Source organism: Geodermatophilus sp. SYSU D00697 (assembly GCF_054050175.1).
Genome location: NZ_JBJGYV010000020.1, coordinates 80,829 through 99,311, shown reverse-complemented (window position 1 = coordinate 99,311; position 18,483 = coordinate 80,829). Strand labels below are relative to the sequence as shown.

General features: G+C 76.5%; 13 protein-coding genes. 2 read left to right on the top strand and 11 right to left on the bottom strand.

Features of this window, described 5'->3' with window-relative positions; all coding sequences use genetic code 11:
* Positions 1-147: 147 nt before the first annotated feature.
* The 3 genes from ACI79C_RS17560 to ACI79C_RS17550 are packed head-to-tail and all read right to left on the bottom strand — an operon-like array spanning position 148 to position 4,084.
* Positions 148-1,020, bottom strand: a complete 873-nt coding sequence (locus ACI79C_RS17560) for a DUF2510 domain-containing protein (protein ID WP_456946960.1) — start codon at positions 1,018-1,020, stop codon at positions 148-150.
* A gap of 35 nt (positions 1,021-1,055) precedes the next feature.
* The gene (locus ACI79C_RS17555) at positions 1,056-2,669 is read right to left on the bottom strand and encodes a serine/threonine-protein kinase (protein WP_456946959.1); all 1,614 of its coding nucleotides are present in this window, start codon (positions 2,667-2,669) and stop codon (positions 1,056-1,058) included.
* Positions 2,666-4,084, bottom strand: coding sequence for a M20/M25/M40 family metallo-hydrolase (locus ACI79C_RS17550; protein WP_456946958.1), 1,419 nt, complete (start codon positions 4,082-4,084; stop codon positions 2,666-2,668). Before ACI79C_RS17550 ends, ACI79C_RS17555 begins: the two co-directional genes overlap by 4 nt.
* Before the next feature lie 57 nt (positions 4,085-4,141).
* Between ACI79C_RS17550 and ACI79C_RS17545 the strand changes: the two genes are divergently transcribed.
* The gene (locus ACI79C_RS17545) at positions 4,142-4,978 is read left to right on the top strand and encodes an alpha/beta fold hydrolase (protein ID WP_456946957.1); all 837 of its coding nucleotides are present in this window, start codon (positions 4,142-4,144) and stop codon (positions 4,976-4,978) included.
* A 153-nt stretch (positions 4,979-5,131) separates the two neighbouring features.
* Here the strand turns inward: ACI79C_RS17545 and ACI79C_RS17540 are convergent, their stop codons facing one another.
* The 8 genes from ACI79C_RS17540 to ACI79C_RS17505 form a co-directional block, all read right to left on the bottom strand.
* Positions 5,132-8,446, bottom strand: a complete 3,315-nt coding sequence (locus ACI79C_RS17540) for an ATP-dependent helicase (protein ID WP_456946956.1) — start codon at positions 8,444-8,446, stop codon at positions 5,132-5,134.
* 55 nt (positions 8,447-8,501) lie between these two features.
* Complete coding sequence (locus tag ACI79C_RS17535) at positions 8,502-11,687, bottom strand: ATP-dependent helicase (RefSeq protein WP_456946955.1); 3,186 nt, start codon at positions 11,685-11,687, stop codon at positions 8,502-8,504.
* A 61-nt stretch (positions 11,688-11,748) separates the two neighbouring features.
* Positions 11,749-12,081 (bottom strand): MGMT family protein, encoded by a 333-nt coding sequence (locus tag ACI79C_RS17530; protein ID WP_456946954.1) that lies wholly within the window; start codon positions 12,079-12,081, stop codon positions 11,749-11,751.
* Positions 12,078-12,482: a hypothetical protein gene (locus tag ACI79C_RS17525; protein WP_456946953.1), complete on the bottom strand. Its 405-nt coding sequence runs from the start codon at positions 12,480-12,482 to the stop codon at positions 12,078-12,080. Before ACI79C_RS17525 ends, ACI79C_RS17530 begins: the two co-directional genes overlap by 4 nt.
* 692 nt (positions 12,483-13,174) lie before the next feature.
* On the bottom strand, positions 13,175-13,759 hold the full coding sequence (locus tag ACI79C_RS17520) for a TIGR03086 family metal-binding protein (RefSeq protein ID WP_456946952.1): 585 nt from the start codon (positions 13,757-13,759) through the stop codon (positions 13,175-13,177).
* Between the two features lie 156 nt (positions 13,760-13,915).
* Entirely contained in the window at positions 13,916-15,076 is a 1,161-nt protein-coding gene (gene moeZ / locus ACI79C_RS17515) for an adenylyltransferase/sulfurtransferase MoeZ (protein ID WP_456946951.1), read from the bottom strand.
* Between the two features lie 199 nt (positions 15,077-15,275).
* On the bottom strand, positions 15,276-16,109 hold the full coding sequence (locus ACI79C_RS17510) for a DUF3152 domain-containing protein (RefSeq protein WP_456946950.1): 834 nt from the start codon (positions 16,107-16,109) through the stop codon (positions 15,276-15,278).
* A 497-nt stretch (positions 16,110-16,606) separates the two neighbouring features.
* Positions 16,607-17,671 (bottom strand): alpha/beta fold hydrolase, encoded by a 1,065-nt coding sequence (locus ACI79C_RS17505; protein WP_456946949.1) that lies wholly within the window; start codon positions 17,669-17,671, stop codon positions 16,607-16,609.
* Between the two features lie 68 nt (positions 17,672-17,739).
* On the opposite strand from ACI79C_RS17505, the gene ACI79C_RS17500 reads away from it, so the two are divergent.
* A complete protein-coding gene (locus ACI79C_RS17500; protein WP_456946948.1) occupies positions 17,740-18,387 on the top strand; it encodes a TetR/AcrR family transcriptional regulator in 648 nt (215 codons plus the stop codon).
* Positions 18,388-18,483: the final 96 nt, after the last annotated feature.

Sequence of the window (18,483 nt, the reverse complement as noted above, 5' to 3'; positions counted from 1 at the left end):
GGATCGGCTCCGCTCAGGCCGGGGACGGCACCGGGCCGCGGTGGACCGGTCGCGGGGCCCGCAGGGTCCCCCACCGGGACACGGGGATCGGCTCCGCTCAGGCCGGGGACGGCACCGGGCCGCGGTGCGGTCCGGAGGACCGCGGGATCACAGCACCTCGACGGCGTCGATGACCCGGTCGATGACGCCGTACAGCTCCGCGTGGGTGTTCGGGATCGAGACGTAGAGCAGCGCCGGCGCCGGACGGCCGACGTCGACCAGCAGCAGTGCCGCCCGCTCACCGGTGGCGTCGTAGCCCTCGACGTCCCAGGACAGGTCGAACTCGAACAGGTGCGCCGCCGCGCCGTCGACGGTGCGGCCCTCGTCGCGCAGGACCCGCCGCTCGTTGGGCGCCGGGTAGTAGTTGGTGCGCACGCTGTCGGCGACCTGGGCGAGCGTCGACTGCAGGCTCCCCGGCCCGGCGTAGCCGAACTGCTCGACCAGCGGGCCGGAGGTGCACTGGGCGATGAAGGTGCCGCCGTCGGGCGTGAGGTCCTGGGTCGTGAAGAACTGCCCGGCGACCGACGCCGTCTCGACGACCTGGCCCTGGTCGTACTCGTACCAGCCGTCGCCGAGGAAGGGGTAGGCGATGCCGGCGGCCTCGTCGACGATCCGCACCGTGCCCGGCGGGAACGTCGGACCGGCGGCCACCGGCGGGCCACCGGCCTGCTCGCCCTCGTCGGCCGCGCCGCCCGACGGGCGGCCGATGAGGAAGCCGATCAGCACGACGAGCACCACGCCGAGCACGGAGAGCCCGACGACCCACCCGGTGCGCCCGCGGCGCGGGGACGCCGGCGCGGACGGCGGGGTCGGTGGGGTGGCCGGGACCCGCACCGGCGCCTGGACGGCGACACCGGGTCCGGCGGGGGTGGTCACGTCCGACCAGGCAGCCCCGCTCCACCAGCGCACCATCCCCGGGGCGCCGTCCGGGTCGGGGTACCAGCCCGCCGGGGCGCCTCCTGCCTGCCCTCCTCCGCTCACGTCTGCACCCTAGGACCGGCGGCCGGGTGTCCCGGTCACCGACGGTCCGCCGCGTCGGCCCACCACCAGCGCAGCGTGGACAGCCCGTCGTCGCCGCCACCGCGCAGCTCGACCAGCCCCAGGGTGCCCAGGTCGTCCCACGTCCAGCGCAGCTCGGCGTCGCCGTCGGCGTCCACGGAGCAGGCGAGGCGGCCGACAGGCCGGTCCTCGTAGTCGCGCAGCCGCACCCACCCGTGGGCGTCCTCGCCGCTGCCGCACTCGAACTCGTCGTCCAGCTCCCGGAGCCCGGCGTCCTGCACGTGGGCGGCGAACGCGGCGGCCGCGCCCTCCCCGGCGAAGACGGTGTAGGTCCCGGCCGGGGCGCCGTCGTCGTCGAGGTCGCCCGCCGGGCAGCTCAGCTGCCGCAGCCGCGTCCCGGCCGGTTCCGCGACGGTGCACCGCGCGGCGTCGACCCCCTCGGGGAGGGTCAGCACGAGCAGCCGCTCGGCGGCTCGCGCCGCGTCGTCGGCGGCTCCGTCGGCCCGCCGGTCGGTCGTCACGAGCAGGCCGGCGAGGACGAGCACCGCGACGAGGGAGGCGACCGCGACCGCCCACGGGAGCCACGGCGTCCAGCGCCGGGAGCCCACGCCCACCTCGTCCACGACGGCCGGCGGGGTGGGCGGGGGCCAGGTCGTCAGGGGCGCCGCGGCGAGCTCCCGTCGGGTGACCACCCGGCCGCCGTCCCCCGCGCCGACCGCCGTGGGTGCGGCGTCCGTGCGGGGCACCGGGACGCCGCTGGACGCGAGGGCGGCACGGGCCGCGGCCGCCAGCTCACCCGCGGTCTGCCACCGCTGGGCGGGGTCCTTGGCCAGCCCGCGGAGCACGACCTCGTCGAGCGCCCGCGGCAGCCCGGGACGCAGCGAGGACGGCGCCGGCGGCGGCGCGTGCAGGTGGGCGGCCATCAGGCCCACCGGGTCGCCCCCGGCGAACGGCCGGCGCCCGGTGAGCAGCTCGAACAGCACGCAGGCCAGGGAGTAGACGTCCGCGCGGGCGTCCGGCGGCACGGCGGCGAAGCGCTCGGGGGCCATGTACTCGGTGCTGCCGACCGCGGTCCCGGTGGCGGTCAGCGCGGCGCCGGGACCGTCGTCCGCGCCCCGGGCGATGCCGAAGTCGGCGAGGTAGGCGAAGTCCTCCCCCGCCACGGACCCGGCGAGGTCCCGGCCGTCGGCGCGGGCGACCAGCAGCACGTTGGACGGCTTGACGTCGCGGTGCACCAGCCCGCCGGCGTGGGCGGCGTCCAGCGCGCGGGCGACCTGGCCGACCAGGTCGACGGCGCGCGCGGGGTCCAGCGGGCCGGCGCGGCGCAGCAGCGAGTCGAGGTCCTCCCCCTCCACCAGCCGCATGTCGAGGAACAACTGCCCGTCGATCTCCCCGTACCGGTGGATGGGGATGACGTGTGGCTCGTTGAGGCGGGCGGCGATGCGCGCCTCCCGGCGGAACCGGTCGCGGAAGCCCTCGTCCTGCGCCCACTGCGGGTGCAGCACCTTGAGCGCGACGTCCCGCTCGTGCTCGGCGTCGTGCGCGCGCAGCACCTGGCCCATGCCGCCCCGCCCGAGCACCCCGAGCACCCGGTACGGGCCGAAGCGTTCCCCGTCCGGCGGCGCGGTCACCGGGCCGGGAACTCCACGGTCGCCAGCTCGCGCCACAGGTGCGCCGCCGCCTCCGCACCGCGGTACAGCATCGGCAGCAGCACGCGCTCGTTGGGCGAGTGGATGCGGTCGGTGGGCAGGCCGGCGCCGAGGAACAGCAGCGGTGCGCCGAGGACGTCGACCAGGTCGGCCTCGGGCCCGCTGCCGCCCTCGCGGGTGAACAGCACGTCGGCAGGGTCGCGGTCGTTGGCCTGCCCGATGGCGGCCAGCAGGGCGGCCATGGCCGGGGAGTCCAGGTCGCTGGCGCAGGGGGAGACCCCGCCGGCCGGGACGTGCACGTCGGCCTCGATGCCCTCGGGCGTGTTGGCCGCGACCCAGGCGCGGACCTGCTCGGCGAGGTCGGCGGGGCGCTGGTCGGCGACCAGCCGGAAGGTGATCTTGGCGTGCGCCGCCGCCGGGATGATCGTCTTGTGACCGGGGCCGGTGTAGCCGCCCCACATGCCGTTGACCTCGGCGGTCGGCCGCGCGCCGATCCGCTCGAGCGTGCTGAACCCCTCCTCGCCGGCGGCCACGCGGGAGGCCGCCGGGCCGGCCAGCCACGCCTCCTCGTCGAAGGGCACCCGGGCCATGAGCTCGCGCTCGCGATCGGTCAGCGGCCGCACCCGGTCGTAGAAGCCGGGCAGGGTGACCCGGCCCCGCTCGTCGTGCAGGCTGGCGATCAGCGTCGCCATGGCGTGCAGCGGGTTGGGGACCCCGCCGCCGAACGAGCCGGAGTGCAGGTCGACCGCGGGACCCCGCAGCGTGACCTCGGCGTCGGCCAGCCCGCGCATCGCCACGACGGCGCTCGGGACGTCGGGGGCGGCCATGCCGGTGTCGCTCACCACCACGACGTCGCAGGCCAGCCGGTCGGCCCGCGCGCGGAGCAGGTCGGCGAAGTGCGGGGAACCGGACTCCTCCTCGCCCTCGACCAGCAGCTTCACGGTGACCGCGGGCGTCTGGCGGCCGGTGGCGGCCAGGTGTGCCCGGATGCCCACCAGGTGCATCGCGACGTTGCCCTTGTCGTCGATGGCGCCGCGGGCGTGCAGCTCCGGCCCGTCCGGGCCCTCCACGCGGGTCGGCTCGAACGGCGGGTGCTCCCACAGCTCCAGCGGGTCGACCGGCTGGACGTCGTGGTGGCCGTAGACCAGGGCCACCGGGGCGCCCTCGTCCGCGGAGGGCCACTCGGCGAACACCGCCGGGGCGCCCGGGGTCGGCCAGATCTCCACCGTGGGGAAGCCCGTGCGGCGCAACGCCTCGGCCAGCCACTCGGCGCTGGCGGCGACGCTGGGCGCGTGCGCGGGGTCGGCGGAGATCGACGGGATCCGCAACCAGGCGTCGAGGTCGGTGTGCAGGTCGTCGAGGTGCGCGGTCACGTAGTCGCGTTCGGGGCTGCCCACGACGTCCGACCGTAGCGGCGGGCGCGCGGGACGCCGTCCCCGGCTAGCGTCGGCGGCATGCCCGGAGCCCTGCTGCAGGTGGACGTCGGCGACCTCACCTTCGACGTCCGGGCCGACGGACCCGACGACGGCCGCCCGGTGGTGCTGCTGCACGGCTTCCCGGAGACGTCGGGGTCCTGGGCGGCGGTGACCCCGCTGCTCACCGAGGCGGGGCTGCGGACCTACGCCGTCGACCAGCTCGGCTACTCCCCCGGCGCCCGCCCGGCGGAGGTGGAGGCGTACGCGCTGACGAACCTGGCTCAGGTCACCGCCGACCTGATGACCGCGATGGACGTCCCGCGGGCCGACGTCGTGGGTCACGACTGGGGCGCCAACGTGGCGTGGGCGCTCGCGGCCTGGCACCCCGACCGGGTGCGCTCGCTGACCGCCGTGTCCGTGCCGCACCCGGGCGCGTTCACCGCCGCGTGGCGCTCGGACCCCGAGCAGCAGGAGCGCTCGGCCTACATCCGGCTGTTCTGGCAGCAGGGCAAGGCCGAGGAGGTGCTGCTGGCCGACGGCGCCCGGCGGCTGCGGCGGATGTTCGGCGACGCCGTCCCCGCGGAGGCCGTCGACGAGTACGTGGCGGTGCTGTCGGCGCCGGGGGCGCTGACCGCCGCGCTCAACTGGTACCGGGCGATGAGCTCGAGCACGCCGGTGGACCGGGTGGACGTGCCGACCACGTACGTGTGGAGCGACGGCGACGTGGCGGTCGGCCGTACCGCCGCCGAGGGCTGCGCCGAGCAGGTCACCGGCGACTACCGGTTCGTGGAGCTGGCCGGGGTCAGCCACTGGATCCCCGAACAGGCCCCGGAGGCGCTGGCCACCGCGATCCTGGATCGCACCGCGTCGTCGTGAGTGTGCGGCTCCGCGTCCCCACGGACGAGGACGCCACACCCCTGACGCGATGACGGTGCCGTGGGCGTCGTTCTCCCGCTCCTGGGGCACTGCGGGCCCCCGGGAGCGCGAGGACGACCCCCGGAGTGGGCCCGCCGCCGCCCGCTCACGTGGTCAGCGGGCGGTGCCGGACACCAGGGCGAGCAGGCCGGCCTCGTCGAGCAGGTCGACCGGCCGGACGGTCACCCCGGCCGCGACGTGGTGGAACCCGGCGCTGACCCGCTCCACGGGGACGCCGGTCAGCCGCGACCAGCCCAGGCGGTAGGCGGCCAACTGGACACCGGCCGCGGCCAGCTCGGCGCCCGAGGGTGGCGGCCCGGTCTTCCAGTCGACCACCTCGTAGCCGCCGTCGGCGTCGGCGAACACCGCGTCGATCCGGCCGCGCAGGGTCAGCGGGCCCAGCGGCGTCTCGAACGGCACCTCGACCTCGACCGGCTGCCGGTCGGCCCACTCGCTGGCCAGGAACGCCGCCTGCAGCTCGGCCAGCGCGCTGTCGGGGGCGGCGAACTCGTCACCGGAGCCGGGCAGGTCGTCGAGGTCGACCAGGCGGGCGGCGCCGAACCGCTCCTCGAGCCAGGCGTGGAACGCCGTCCCCCGCCGGGCCAGCGGCGCGGGTGCTGCCGGCATCGGCCGGCGCAGCCGGCGGGCCAGCTCCGCCGGGTCGCGGCGCAGGGTCACCAGCGCCGACACCGACAGGTGCGAGGGCAGCGGGACGTCGACGGTGGGGCTCGCGGCCACCGCGCGCTCGCGCAGCAGCAGGTCGGCGTCGCGCACCCACTGGTCGACCAGCGGGTCGGGGTCACCGAGCCGGGTGTCGGGGTCCAGCGGGTGCGGCGCCGACCCGGTGACCAGCTCGGCGGCGGCGGCCAGCGCGCGGCGCCGTCCCGGTGCCAGGGGGTCGGCCGGCCACACGCCGACCGGCCACTCGGCCAGCGCCGGGTTCTCCGCGCCCTCCTCGGGGGCCTCCGCCCACTGCACGACGGTGCCCGCGCCGGCCTCGCAGGCCTCGCGGACGGTGTGCAGCAGGGACGACGGCCCGCACGGGTTGACCCCGTCGCGCCACCAGCTGCCCGAGCAGAGCAGCAGGTGGCGGGCGCGGGTGACGGCGACGTAGCCGAGCCGGATCTCCTCGCCGGTGCCGAACTCCTTCCAGTCCTCGACGTAGCGCTCGAGCGCCTGCTTGACCGCCGCCTGGTCGCCTGAGCCGGGCACTGGCAGGCGCAGCCGGGGCAGCTCCTCGCGGTCGACGGTGCGCAGGTCGACCGGCACTGCGCCGGGGTCCTTGATCCAGGAGTCACTGGCGCCGGGCTTGGCGGGGAACTGGTCGACGGTCATGCCGGGCACGGCGACGACGTCCCACTCCAGGCCCTTGGCCGAGTGCCCGGTCAGCAGCTGCACCGCCTCGGGGTTGACCGCCACCTCGCCCGGTTCCAGCCCCCGTTCCCGCTCCTCGGCGTCCCGGAGGTACCCGAGGAAGGCCGGCAGGGAGGGCAGCTCGGCCAGCTCGGTGAACTGCGCCGCCACGGTGTGCAGGGCGTCGAGGTGGGCGCGGGCGCCGGCCGGGCTGACCTCCGGGGCGCTGGCCAGCTCGGTCTCCAGGCCGAGGGTGCGGGCCACCTCGTCGACCAGGTCGGGCAGCGACTCGCCCAGCCGGGTGCGCAGCTGGCCGAGCTCCGCGCCCAGCCGCCGCAGCCGCCGGTACCCCTCGGCGGAGTAGTCCTCCGGGTCGCCGAGGTCGTCGAGCGCCTCGACGATGCTGCCCCGCTCCTGCGGCGGCTCGGGCGTGCCGGGCTCGGGCGTCTCGCGGTGCGGCCGCCGGGAGTGCACCAGGGTCCGGGCCCGGGCCTCCAGTACGGCGAGGTCGCGCGGGCCGATCCGCCACCGGGCGCCGGTGAGCAGCCGCCCGAGCGCGTCCCCGGCGGTGGGGTCGACGAGGACGGTGAGGGTGGCGACGACGTCGGAGACCTCGGGGACCTCGAGCAGTCCACCCAGGCCCACGACCTCCACGGGCAGGCCCCGCTCGCGCAGTGCGGCAGCGATCCCCGGCAGCTGCTTGCGGGTCCGGGCCAGGACGGCGACCGTCGGGGGGCGCCCGTCGGCGCGGCGGGTCACCACCGGGTCGGTGCCGTGCCAGCAGGCGGCGAGCCGGTCGGCCAGCGCCGCGGTCTCCTCCGCGACGGTGTCGTAGAGGCCCACGGTCACCGCGCCGCGGCCGGCCGTGGGCGCGGGCGCGAGGTCGGGCAGCGGCACCTCTGGCGGCGGCAGCATCGCCGACACCGCGTTGGCGACGGCGAGCACGGTCTCGTCGTTGCGCCAACTGGTGGCCAGGGTCAGCCGCTCGGCACCCCGCCCGCGGACCCCCGGGAAGGTGCGGGCGAAGCGCTCGATGGTGCCCGCCGAGGCGCCGCGCCAGCCGTAGATCGACTGACGGGGGTCCCCGACGGCGAGCACGGGGTGGCCGGTCTCCCGGCCGAAGAGCGCCTCCAGCATCCGCAGCTGGCCGACGCTGGTGTCCTGGTACTCGTCGAGCAGCACGACCTTCCAGCGCGCCCGCTCGCGGCGGCCGACCTCCGGCGCGGAGACGGCGATGCGGGCGGCGGAGGCGACCTGGTCGGCGTAGTCGATCGACCCCATGGCCCGCTTGCGGGCCTCGAACGCCTCCACCAGCGGCAGCAACGCGACCCTCGCCCGTTGCCGGGCGAGCAGCTCCTGGACCTCCTTGTACGGCCCCTTCTTCCGCGGGGCGTCCGGGTAGCCGGCGACCTGCGCCTCCAGCCGGGCGGTCCAGGCGCGCAGGGCGGCGGGCGTCACGTCGTGCTCGCCCATCTCCGCGGCCAGGGCCAGCACGTCCTCCACCGTGGTGAGCAGGGAGAGCTGCACGTCCTCCATGTCGCCGGTGTAGGCGGCGACCACCTGGGCGGCCTGCCCCCAGCACATGGCGGGGCCGAGGACCCCGGCGCCGGGCTCCACGCCGATCCGCAGGCCGTGCTCGGCGACCAGGGACGCGGCGTAGCCGTGGTAGGTGGCGACGGTCGGCTGGGCGATGTCCAGCCGCTGCTCGAGGTCGGCCTCGGTGTCCGGGTGGCGGGCCAGGGCACCCAGCCGCATGCGGATGCGCTCGCCGAGCTCGCTGGCGGCCTTGCGGGTGAAGGTGAGGCCGAGGATCGCCTCGGGCTCGACGACCCGGTTGGCGACCAGCCAGGAGACCCGGGCGGCCATCGTCTCGGTCTTGCCCGACCCGGCGCCGGCGACCACCACGAGCGGCCGGTCGGCCGGTGCGGCGACGACGCGGGCCTGCTCCGGCGACGGCGCGTAGGCCAGCCCGCAGCGCGCGGCGACCTCGGCCGGGGTGAGCTGCCGCCGGGGCTGCGGCTCCGGGTCGGCGTCGACGCCGAACAGGTCGTCGAAGGACAGCTGCTCCGACGTCATGCGGAGGTCCCCGCGGGGACGGCGAGCGCCGACGCAGCGCTCCCGCCAGGTCGGCTCACGCGGTCACCTGCCGGCCGCGCTCGTGCATCGGGCAACTGCGGCGGGCGGGGCAGCGCTGGCAGTGCGCGCCGGTGCGCACCTCGAAGACGCCCGCGCCCATGCCCTCGCCGACGGCGGTGACGAGCTCGCCGGCGGGGGTCTGCTCCACCGGGACGTCGGTGGGCAGCGGTTCCTGGTGCTGCTCCTTGGCCTTGGCACCGGTGCCGACCTGGAGCAGCGCGGCGCCGCCGGGGGCGGTGCCGTGGGCCCCGAAGGCGCCGGCGGCGACAGCCACCTGGTAGGCGGCCAGCTGCCCGTGCTCCTCGACGTTCTTCGCCGCCGTCTTGCCCGTCTTGAGGTCGACGACCACCAGCCGGCCCTCGGCGTCGCGCTCGAGCCGGTCGACCTGCCCGCGCAGCCGCGCCCGGCCGACGACGACGTCGAAGTCCTCCTCGGCGGCGACCAGCTCGCGCCGGTTGGCCGCGTGCCAGCGCAGGAACCGGTCGAGCATCTGCTGGGCCGTGGCGCGCTGGCGCTGGTCGGACCACCCGGGGCCGAGGTCGAGCGTGTCGAGCTCGGCGGCCAGGGCGTCCGGCGCCTCGGCCGGCGGCAGCCCCTCGGCGACCCGCTGGGCGACGGCGTGCACCGCCGAGCCGACGGTGCGGGTGGCGTCCGGCGAGGCTTCGGCCCCCACCGCGCCGAGCACCCAGCGCAGCGGGCAGCGCTGGAAGGTCTCGATCGCGGAGGGCCGCACGCGGACGGTCGCCTCGGCCGGCACCAGCGGCGCGTCATCGGACAGCGGCGAGAGCCCCCACCACTGCGCGGGGGCTGCGCCGGGCACGCCCTCCTCGGCCAGCCGGCGCAGCACCGCCGCGGCGGCCGACCGGCGGGCGGCGGGGGTGTGCGGGTCGGTCACCGCCCGGCGCAGGTCGGCGACGAGCGCGGGCAGGGTCAGGGAGCGGGGCAGGTCGGTGAGCGGGCGGCCGTCGTCCGGCGGCGGGGCGACCAGGTCGAGGAAGCGGGAGGCGGTCGCACCGGCCTCGGCGCCGTCGAGCGCGCCCTGCACGGCGGTCACCACCAGCCGGCGCCGGGCCCGCGTGCAGGCGACGTAGAACAACCGCCGCTCCTCGGCCAGGGCGAGCGTCCGGCGGTCGACCCGGGCGCCGTCCACCCCCGCGGCGCGCTCGACGAGCTCCTCGGTGCCGAGCAGCGAGAGGCGCTCGCGCAGGTCGGGCCAGACGCCCTCCTGCACGCCGGCGACGCAGACGAGGTCCCACTCCAGGCCCTTCGAGGCGTGCGCCGTGAGCAGCCGGACCGTCTCGTCGTTGGCGGCGCGGGCCGCGCCGGTGTCGCCCGGCAGCTCCTGGGCGGCGAGGTGGTCGACGAAGGCGCGGACGTCGGCCGAGGGCAGCCGGTCGACGAAGCCCGCGGCGGCGTCGAAGAGGGCCACCACGGCGTCGAGGTCGCGGTCGGCCACCGCCCCCGCGGCTCCGCCGGCGGCACTGGTCCGCGCCCAGCGGCCGGCCAGCCCACTGCGCTGCCACATCGCCCACAGCACGTCCTCGGCGCTGCCGTCGGCGGCCAGCGCCACCCGTCCCGCGGCGAGGACGCCGGCGACCCGGTGCGCGGGGCGGGCCACGTGCTCGGGCAGCGATTCGAGCAGCAGCTCGTCGCTCACGGCGGTGGCCAGCGGCGCACCCCGCTCGGCGGCGTCGACGCCCTGCTGGGCCAGCGCGATGCGGACCGCGCGGCGCAGCCGGCGCAGGTCCAGCACCGTCGCCCCGCCCAGCGGCGAGGCCAGCAGCGCCTCGGCCGCGGGCTCGTCGAGGCCGGGAGGCGTCCCGTCGGAGCCGGGCAGCAACGCGTCGAGCGCGCCGAGGAACGGGGCGACCGCAGGCTGGGCGGCCAGCGGCAGGTCGTCGGCGGAGATGGCCGAGGGGACGCCGGCCGACGTCAGCGCCCGCCGCAGCGGGCCGAGCGCCACCGCGGTGCGGACCACGACGGCCATCTGCGACCACGGCACGCCCTCGAGCAGGTGCGCCCGGCGCAGGACGTCGGCCACGTAGGCGGCCTCGACGGCGGCCGAGCCGAAGACGTGCACCTCCGCGGCGCCGTCGGGGGTGCCCTCTGCCGGCTGCAGCCGCCGGTGCTGGGCCGGGCCCGGCAGGCCCTCGGCCACCCTGCGGCTGATCCGCAGCAGCTCCGCCCCGGAGCGGCGGCACACCCCCAGGGACACCTGCTGGGCGCGCCGCCCGTCGGCGTGCCGGAACCGGTCCGGGAACTCGGCGATGCCCCGCGGCTCGGCACCGCGGAACGCGTAGATGGCCTGGTCGGGGTCGCCCACGGCGACCAGGTCGCCGCCTCCGCCGGCCAGCAGCTCCAGCAGCTCCACCTGCGCGGGGTCGGTGTCCTGGTACTCGTCGACGAACAGCCAGCTGGCCCGGGCGCGCTCCTGGCGCAGCAGCTCGGGGTCGGCGGCCAGCTCGGCGATCGCCTCGCGCACCAGCTCGGCCGGGTCGAAGCCCGCGGCGTCACCCCGGCCGGCGGTGGCGAACGCCGTCACGGCCTCGTACTGCTCGGCGAACGCGGCGGCGTGCACCCAGGCCTCGTGCCCGAGCTCGCGGCCCCAGGCGGCCAGCCGGTCGGACCCGATGCCGCGCTCGGTGGCCCGCAGCAGGAGCTCGCGCAGCTCGGTGCGGAACCCGGCCGTGGCCAGGGCCGGGGCGAGGGACGCCGGCCAGCGGACCGCCCCCTGCTCCTCGACGTCACCGCGCAGCAGCTGCGCGAGGACGGCGTCCTGTTCTGCCGCGGTGAGCAGCCGGGGCGGGAGGTCGCCGCGCAGCAGGGCCGCCCGGCGCAGGACCCCGTAGGCGTAGGAGTGGAAGGTGCGGGCCAGTGGCTCCCGGATGGTGCGCGCCACCCGGGCGGTGATGCGGGTCCGCAGCTCGGCGGCGGCCTTGCGGCTGAAGGTGAGGACGAGGACCTGCTCGGGGTCCACACCGCGGTCGATCCGGGCGGCGACGGCCTCGACGATCGTCGTCGTCTTGCCGGTGCCCGGGCCGGCGAGCACCAGCAGCGGCCCGCCGGGGTGGTCGACGACCGCCTGCTGCGTGGGGTCGAGCCGGGGCGGCGCCACCGGTGCCGGGTCGCTCTGCACGAGCCGGTAGACCGGCGCACCCTCTGCCCCCCGCAGTGCCACCACCCTTCGATGACACCACGGGCGGCCGACAGGTCCGGAACCGGTGTGGCTGGTGAGGTGGGAGTCAGGGCCAGCCGACGGCGGCGAGGTCGACCCGGCCGTCGCGCACGGGCACGCCCTCGGTGGCGAGCAGTTCCAGCTGCCGCACCCGGACCGGCTCGGCGACCGACCCGTCGGCGCGCACCACCCGGTACCACGGCACCGCGCCCCCGCCCTGCGACAGCGCCCGGGCCACCCGCCGCGGCCCGACCCCGACCAGCCGTCCGATGGCGCCGTAGGTGCTCACCCTGCCCGGCGGGATCTGCTCGACGGCGTCGAACACCGCCTCGTCGACGTCCTCCGGGGGCGCGGAGGCGCCCGGGGACGGGCGTCCTCCGGGCGGCTCCGGCGGGGTCACAGCTGGTAGTTGCTGTTCTGCGTCCACCAGGTGTACAGCGCCGCGAGGTCGGCCTGCGTCGTACCGGGTGCACTGACCAGGCCCTCGACCAACGCGTCGTCGTCGGTCCAGACGATGTTCACCACGCCGTCCTCGGCGCTGATCCAGCACGCGGCCAGACCGGAGTTGTCCTCGAACGTCCAGCGCTGGATCCCGGGAGCGGTGCTGCAGTCCTGACCCTCCGGCTGCTCGGCCACGCCGAGGTCGGAGACGTCGTTGAAGAAGACCGTCTCCAGCGTCTGCTGGTCCTCGTACTGCCAGAAGGCGCCGGCCGCCGCGCCGGGCTGGGTGGCGCTCGCCCCGCACGTGGCGTGTGCGATGTCGCCGTCGGTGCCCGGTGCTTCCTCGGTGCAGCCGGTCATGTCCGCCGGGAGGATCGCGAGGAGGTCGCCCCCCGCCGGGACCGGCGCGGTGGACGACGAACTGCTCGGCGAGGACCGGGAGGTCGACGAGCCGCTCGACGCGGAGGTGGTCGCGGAACTCGTGCCCTCGGCAACCGGCGCCGGGTCGTCGTCCTGACGGAGGCTGAGGAAGAGGATGGCGCCGATGGCGATGACCGCCACGAGCCCGGCGACCAGGCCGATGACCAGGCCGCGACCGCCCTTGCCCTGCCCCGGCTGACCGGGCTGCCCGTAGGGCCCCGGCGGCCCGTACGGACCCGGCTGCCCGTACGCACCCGGCGGCCCGTACGGACCCGGCGGCCCGGGCTGACCGTAGGGCCCCGGCTGCCCGTACGGACCCGGCTGCCGGTACGGACCCGGCTGCCCGTAGGGCCCCGGCTGCCCGGGCTGACCGTAGGGCCCCGGCTGCCCGTGAGGGCCCGGCTGCCCGGGCTGACCGTAGGGGCCGCCGCCCTGCGGCGCGCCACCCTGCCCACCGGGACCACCCGGGGGCTGACCCCAGCCTCCCTGTCCGGGCTGCTCGGGACCGGGCGGGCCGTAGGGACCCTGACCCGGTGGCGGCGTGCTCATGCGGGGACCTCCTGCTGGTTGGAGAGCGCCCGCAGCTTAGAGGTCGCCGATCCCGGGAGAGGGCCGTTCCGCCCCTCCGTGGGTCACCCCCTCCGGCCGTACCGCGCCAACAGCCGGGTCTGCGGATCGGCGGTGGCCGGCACGTCCAGCGGCGGGTCGATCAGCCCGGGGACGCCGTCCTCGGGCAGCCGGTCGGCGACCACGAGGCCGGCGGTGACCAGCACCGGGTCGAGCTCGGTGTCCCCGCCGGTGGCCCGGGCGAGGTCCCACGAGTGGACCGTCAGGTCGGCGGTCATCTCCTCGATGTAGTGCGCGGCGAGCAGGGGCCCGCGGGCCAGGTGCACCGTGCGCAGCAGCGCGTGGTCCTCGGCGAAGGCGGCCAGGGCGGCATCGGCGGCGCTCTCCCAGCCGGTGAGCGGGTCGTCGCCGAGGAGGTCCGGCGTCTCGTCGGGGAACCGGCCGTCAATCAGGTCGAACGGCTCACCGGCGAGCAGCGGCGGTGCCCACAGCGCCTCGTCCACCAGGTGGGCCACGAGGTCGGCGACCGTCCACCCGGGCAGGGACGGGTCCTCCCACTGCCCCGGCCCCACCGCGTCGACCCGGTCGGTGAACGAGGCCTGTGCCCGCTGGAAGAGCTCGATCAGTTCCGACGGCGAGATCTCTGACACGAGGTCAGTAGACAGCGCGAGGGCCCGGGCCGCTCCCTCGAGGAGCGACCCGGGCCCTCGTGACCTACCGGAACGGCCACCTGGCGAGGGGCTGGAACGGCCTCGTCCCAGGACCCGCGGCGCGCGAAGCGCGTCGTGGGGAGGGACGAGGTCCTTTCAGTAGGTGGGCAGCGTCTTGTCGATCCGCGTCGCCCACGCCGTCACGCCGCCCTGGACGTGCACGGCGTCGGAGAAGCCGGCGTTCTTCAGCGCCGCGAGCACCTCGGCGGAGCGGACACCGGTCTTGCAGTGCAGCACGATCGGCTTGTCCTGCGGCAGCTCGGACAGGGCCCGCCCGGAGAGGATCTCGTCCTTGGGCAGCAGCTTGGCGCCCGGGATCGAGACGATCTCGTACTCGTTGGGCTCACGGACGTCGATCAGCTGGAAGTCCTTGCCGGCGTCCATCATGTCCTTGAGCTCGTCGACGGTGATCGTCGAGCCGGCGGCCGCCTCCTGGGCCTCGACCGACACGACACCGCAGAAGGTCTCGTAGTCGATGAGCCCGGTGATCGGCTCGGCCTCCGGGTCCTTGCGGACCTTGATGGTCCGGAAGGTCATCTCCAGGGCGTCGTAGACCATGAGCCGGCCGAGCAGCGTCTCGCCGATGCCGGTGATCAGCTTGACCGCCTCGGTCGCCTGGATCGCGCCGATGGTCGCGCACAGGACGCCGAGCACGCCGCCCTCGGCGCAGCTGGGGACCATGCCGGGCGGCGGCGGCACCGGGTACAGGTCGCGGTAGTTGGGCCCGTGCTCGTTCCAGAAGACCGAGACCTGGCCGTCGAAGCGGTAGATCGAGCCCCACACGTACGGCTTGTTCAGCAGCACGCAGGCGTCGTTGACCAGGTAACGCGTGGCGAAGTTGTCGGTGCCGTCGACGATGAGGTCGTACTGGCTGAAGATCTCCATCACGTTGTCGCTGTCCAGCCGCGTCTCGTGCAGCCGGACGTCGATCAGCGGGTTGATCTCCTTGATCGAGTCCCGCGCGCTCTCGGCCTTGGACCGGCCCACGTCGGACTGGCCGTGGATGATCTGCCGCTGCAGGTTGGACTCGTCGACGACGTCGAACTCGACGATGCCGAGCGTGCCGACACCGGCCGCGGCCAGGTACATCAGCACCGGCGAGCCGAGACCGCCGGCGCCCACGGCGAGCACCTTGGCGTTCTTCAGCCGCTTCTGACCGTCCATGCCGACGTCGGGGATGATCAGGTGCCGGCTGTACCGGCGGACCTCGTCGATCGAGAGGTCGGCGGCGGGCTCCACCAGGGGTGGCAGGGACACGGGTTGCTCCTCAGTTCCTCGACAGCGACCCGCGGGGGGCCGGAGTTCGTCGGGACAACAGCCTGACACGCGGGGCTGTTCCCACCCGCGGGTGGCGGTGTCGGCCGGAGCGCCTCCTCCCCCACCGGAGCGCGTCCTCCCCCACCGTCCACCGTGCCGGACGACGCGCCGGGATCAGGTCACCTGATCCCGGCGGAGGTCACGGGTGGGGCCAGGCGTTCTTCGCGCAGCCCTGCAACCCGAGGGTCTGCTGCTGCATGACCGGCGCGAGCTGCCCCCGGCCGGGGCACTGCTGGTGGCCGTTGCCCAGCGCGTGGCCGACCTCGTGGTTGACGACGTACTGGCGGTAGGTCGCGACGTCGCCCTGGTAGTCCGGGACGGCGGTCTCCCACCGGGCCAGGTTGATCACCGCGCGGTCCCCGTAGCGGCAGGAGGTGTAGCCACCGGTGCCCACGCCGGGGCAGTAGACCTCCATGTTGCCGGGACTGATCAGCGTCACCTTGAAGTCGTAGGCGCGGGCCGCGGCCTCCTCCGGCCCGACCCGCTGGAACGACATCCGGCCGCCGGCGCCCCACGAGCGGGGGTCGCCGAGGGTCGCCTCGACCGCGGCGGCGAACGCCGCGCCGTCCACCCCGATCCCGTCCTCGACCTCGACAACGAACCGCTCCAGCGGCCCGGTGCCGTAGACCCGTGAGGTCCCGGGGACCACGGTGACCGTGCCCGCCCCCTTCTGCACGAAGCCGGTCGAGGGTGCCGCCGCTCCGGTCGGGCCGACGTCACCCTCGGCCTGTCCGGTTCCTGCGGAGGGCCCTGCCTCCGACGACAGCCCGGCCGGCTGCGACGGCTCGGCTCCCTCCGACGGCTCGGCGACCGCCTGGGGTGCGGCTTGCCCGGAGGGGGCGACGGGTGCGGAGGACGCCGCCGACCCGGCGGGCTGCGACGTCGTCCCGGTGACCGCCAGGTCGGCGAGGACCAGCACGGTGGCGACGGTCAGCAGCGGGATCGCGTAGGCCCGCCAGCCCCACCGGCCCATGAACCGGCGCAGCCGGCCGCGCCGCCGGGCGGACGGGGGCGGACGGCGGTCCGCCGACTCCCGGGGGGGTCGCGGCGAGTTCCCCCGAGCGGGCCGCGGCCGGCCCTCGACGCCAGCGCGCACGACCCGGGGCTCGCGACCGCGGGCGCCCGGAGGGACGATCCGGTCGCCACCGCGGCCGGGCGGGGGCGTGATCCGGTCGCCACCGCGGCCGGTCGGGGGCGGGATCCGGTCGCCACCGCGGCCGGTCGGGGGCGGGATCCGGTCGACACCGCGGCCGGGCGGGGGCGGTCGGCGGGGCAGGCCCCGCGGCGGCTCGCCCGCGGAGGGGCGGGGCGCGGCGGACGGCGGGAACGGGGGTCCGGGACGCCGGTCCGGCCCGCGGCCGGGAGGGGCGTCCGCGGGGCTCACCCGGTCAGGTTCTCACGAGCGAGGGGCCTCCGTGGAGAGCTTCCGGTCACGGCGCGTACCGGACCGAGCCGTCTCGGTGACGGCCCTCAGCAGGCTCGCGCGTCGGGGAGGGAAGCGGCGGCGTCCTCGGCGGCGTCCTCGGCGGCGTCCTCGGCAAGGGCCAGGACAGCCCGGGCGGTCGGCTCGGCCGCCTCCATCATCGCCACGTGGCCGACCCCCTCCAGCAGGAGCAGACGCCCGTCGGGGACGGCGCCGGCGAGTCGCGGCGCGAGCGCGGGGTCGACCAGCCGGTCGCGGTCACCCCACACCACGAGCGTCGGCGGGCGCAGCGACCGGGCCATGCGCCAGGCGTTGGCCGCCCCGACCCGCAGGTAGGAGGTGATCAACCCGCGCATGCTCCGGGTCAGCGCCCGCACGGCCCACGGCTGCTCGGCGCGCTCGCGCATCTCCGCCAGAGCCTGCTGCAGCCGCACCCGGGGCACCCGGGAGGGGTCGCCGAAGCACATCTGCACCATCCCGCGGACCTGCTGCTCGGGGGTCACCCCGGCCAGCCGCCGTTCGGCGATCGACGGGACGCCGGGGAGGAGGAGCAGCAGCAGGGTGCGGCTGAACGCCGCCGGCACCCGGTACACCGGCATCGCCGGGGACACCAGCGTGAGCGTGGCGACCAGGTCCGGCCGGCGGGCGGCCACGATGAGCGACACGAGCCCGCCCAGGGAGTTGCCCAGCAGGTGCACCGGACGGCCCTGCGCCTCCCCCGGCTCGGCGGCGATCCGCTCCAGCACGTCGACGACGGCCTGCACGTGCCCCCGGATGGAGTAGGAGCTGCGCGACGGCGGGTGCGACCGGCCGAACCCGGGCAGGTCCAGCGCCCAGCCGTCGAACCGCACGGCCAGGAGCGCGGCCAGGTCGGTCCAGTTCGTCGAGGCCCCGCCCAGGCCGTGCACGTACAGCGCGCGCTCCCGGGGGGCGCCGTCCCGGGGACCGTCGGCCGGCCCCGCCCACGGTGTCCGCCGGACGAAGACCTCGCCGCCGCGCACCGACACCGGCTCCCCCGGCCACGGCGCCGGCAACGCTCCGGGATGGGGCAGCCGGGCGGTGGACAGGCGTGCGGGCGGGGCCGAGGTCGGGTCGGGGCGGGACGAGGTCACCCGCCGACGGTAGGTCAGCACCACGGGCGGCGCGTCCACCGGTGACCCGCCGGTAACATCCGGGCGTCATGTCACTGCCTCGACCTGCACCTGAGCCCGTCCGCCGCTCGTCCCGCCTGCCGCGGGGTGCCCGGCGGCTGCAGCTGTTGCAGGCGGCGCAGGAGGTGTTCGTCGCGCAGGGCTACCACGCCGCCGCGATGGACGACATCGCCGACCGGGCGGGCGTCAGCAAGCCCGTCCTGTACCAGCACTTCCCGGGCAAGCGGGAGCTGTACCTGGCCCTGCTGGAGCAGCAGGTCACCTCCCTGACCGACCGGGTGCGCGAGGCGATGGAGGGCACCGACGACAACCGCACCCGCGTGAACGGCGCCGTCGGGGCGTACTTCGACTTCGTCAACGCCGAGGGTGCGGCCTTCCGGCTGGTCTTCGAGTCCGACCTGCGCAACGACGACGAGGTCCGGGGGCTGGCCGACCGCGGGCACCGGGCGTGTGTCGAGGCGATCGCCGAGGTCATCGAGGCCGACACCGGCCTGGACCGGGAGCGCTCGTTGCTGCTCGCCTCCGGGATGACCGGCCTGGCCGAGACCAGCGCCCGCTGGTGGCTGCCGCGCAAGGGCACGGTGTCCCGCGACGAGGCGGTGTCGCTGATGACCGCGCTGTCGTGGCGCGGCATCTCCGGGTGGCCACGTCTGGAGGGCGACCCCGGCGCGCACTGAGCGCGACCGACCGTTCGCTGTCGGCGCAGCTGCGCCGCAGGTCGGGGGATGTCGGCTGCACTAGCGTGGTGCGCAGCCGCGCAACTCGAGGAGGCA

Bases quoted from the DNA above. Each gene is read 5' to 3' on its own strand.
- ACI79C_RS17510 (WP_456946950.1), bottom strand. From the start codon at position 16,109: ATGGGCCGGTGGGGCTGGCGGGCCTACGCGATCCCGCTGCTGACCGTC.
- ACI79C_RS17545 (WP_456946957.1), top strand. From the start codon at position 4,142: ATGCCCGGAGCCCTGCTGCAGGTGGACGTCGGCGACCTCACCTTCGAC.
- ACI79C_RS17540 (WP_456946956.1), bottom strand. From the start codon at position 8,446: ATGACGTCGGAGCAGCTGTCCTTCGACGACCTGTTCGGCGTCGACGCC.
- ACI79C_RS17525 (WP_456946953.1), bottom strand. From the start codon at position 12,482: ATGACCGGCTGCACCGAGGAAGCACCGGGCACCGACGGCGACATCGCA.
- ACI79C_RS17500 (WP_456946948.1), top strand. From the start codon at position 17,740: ATGTCACTGCCTCGACCTGCACCTGAGCCCGTCCGCCGCTCGTCCCGC.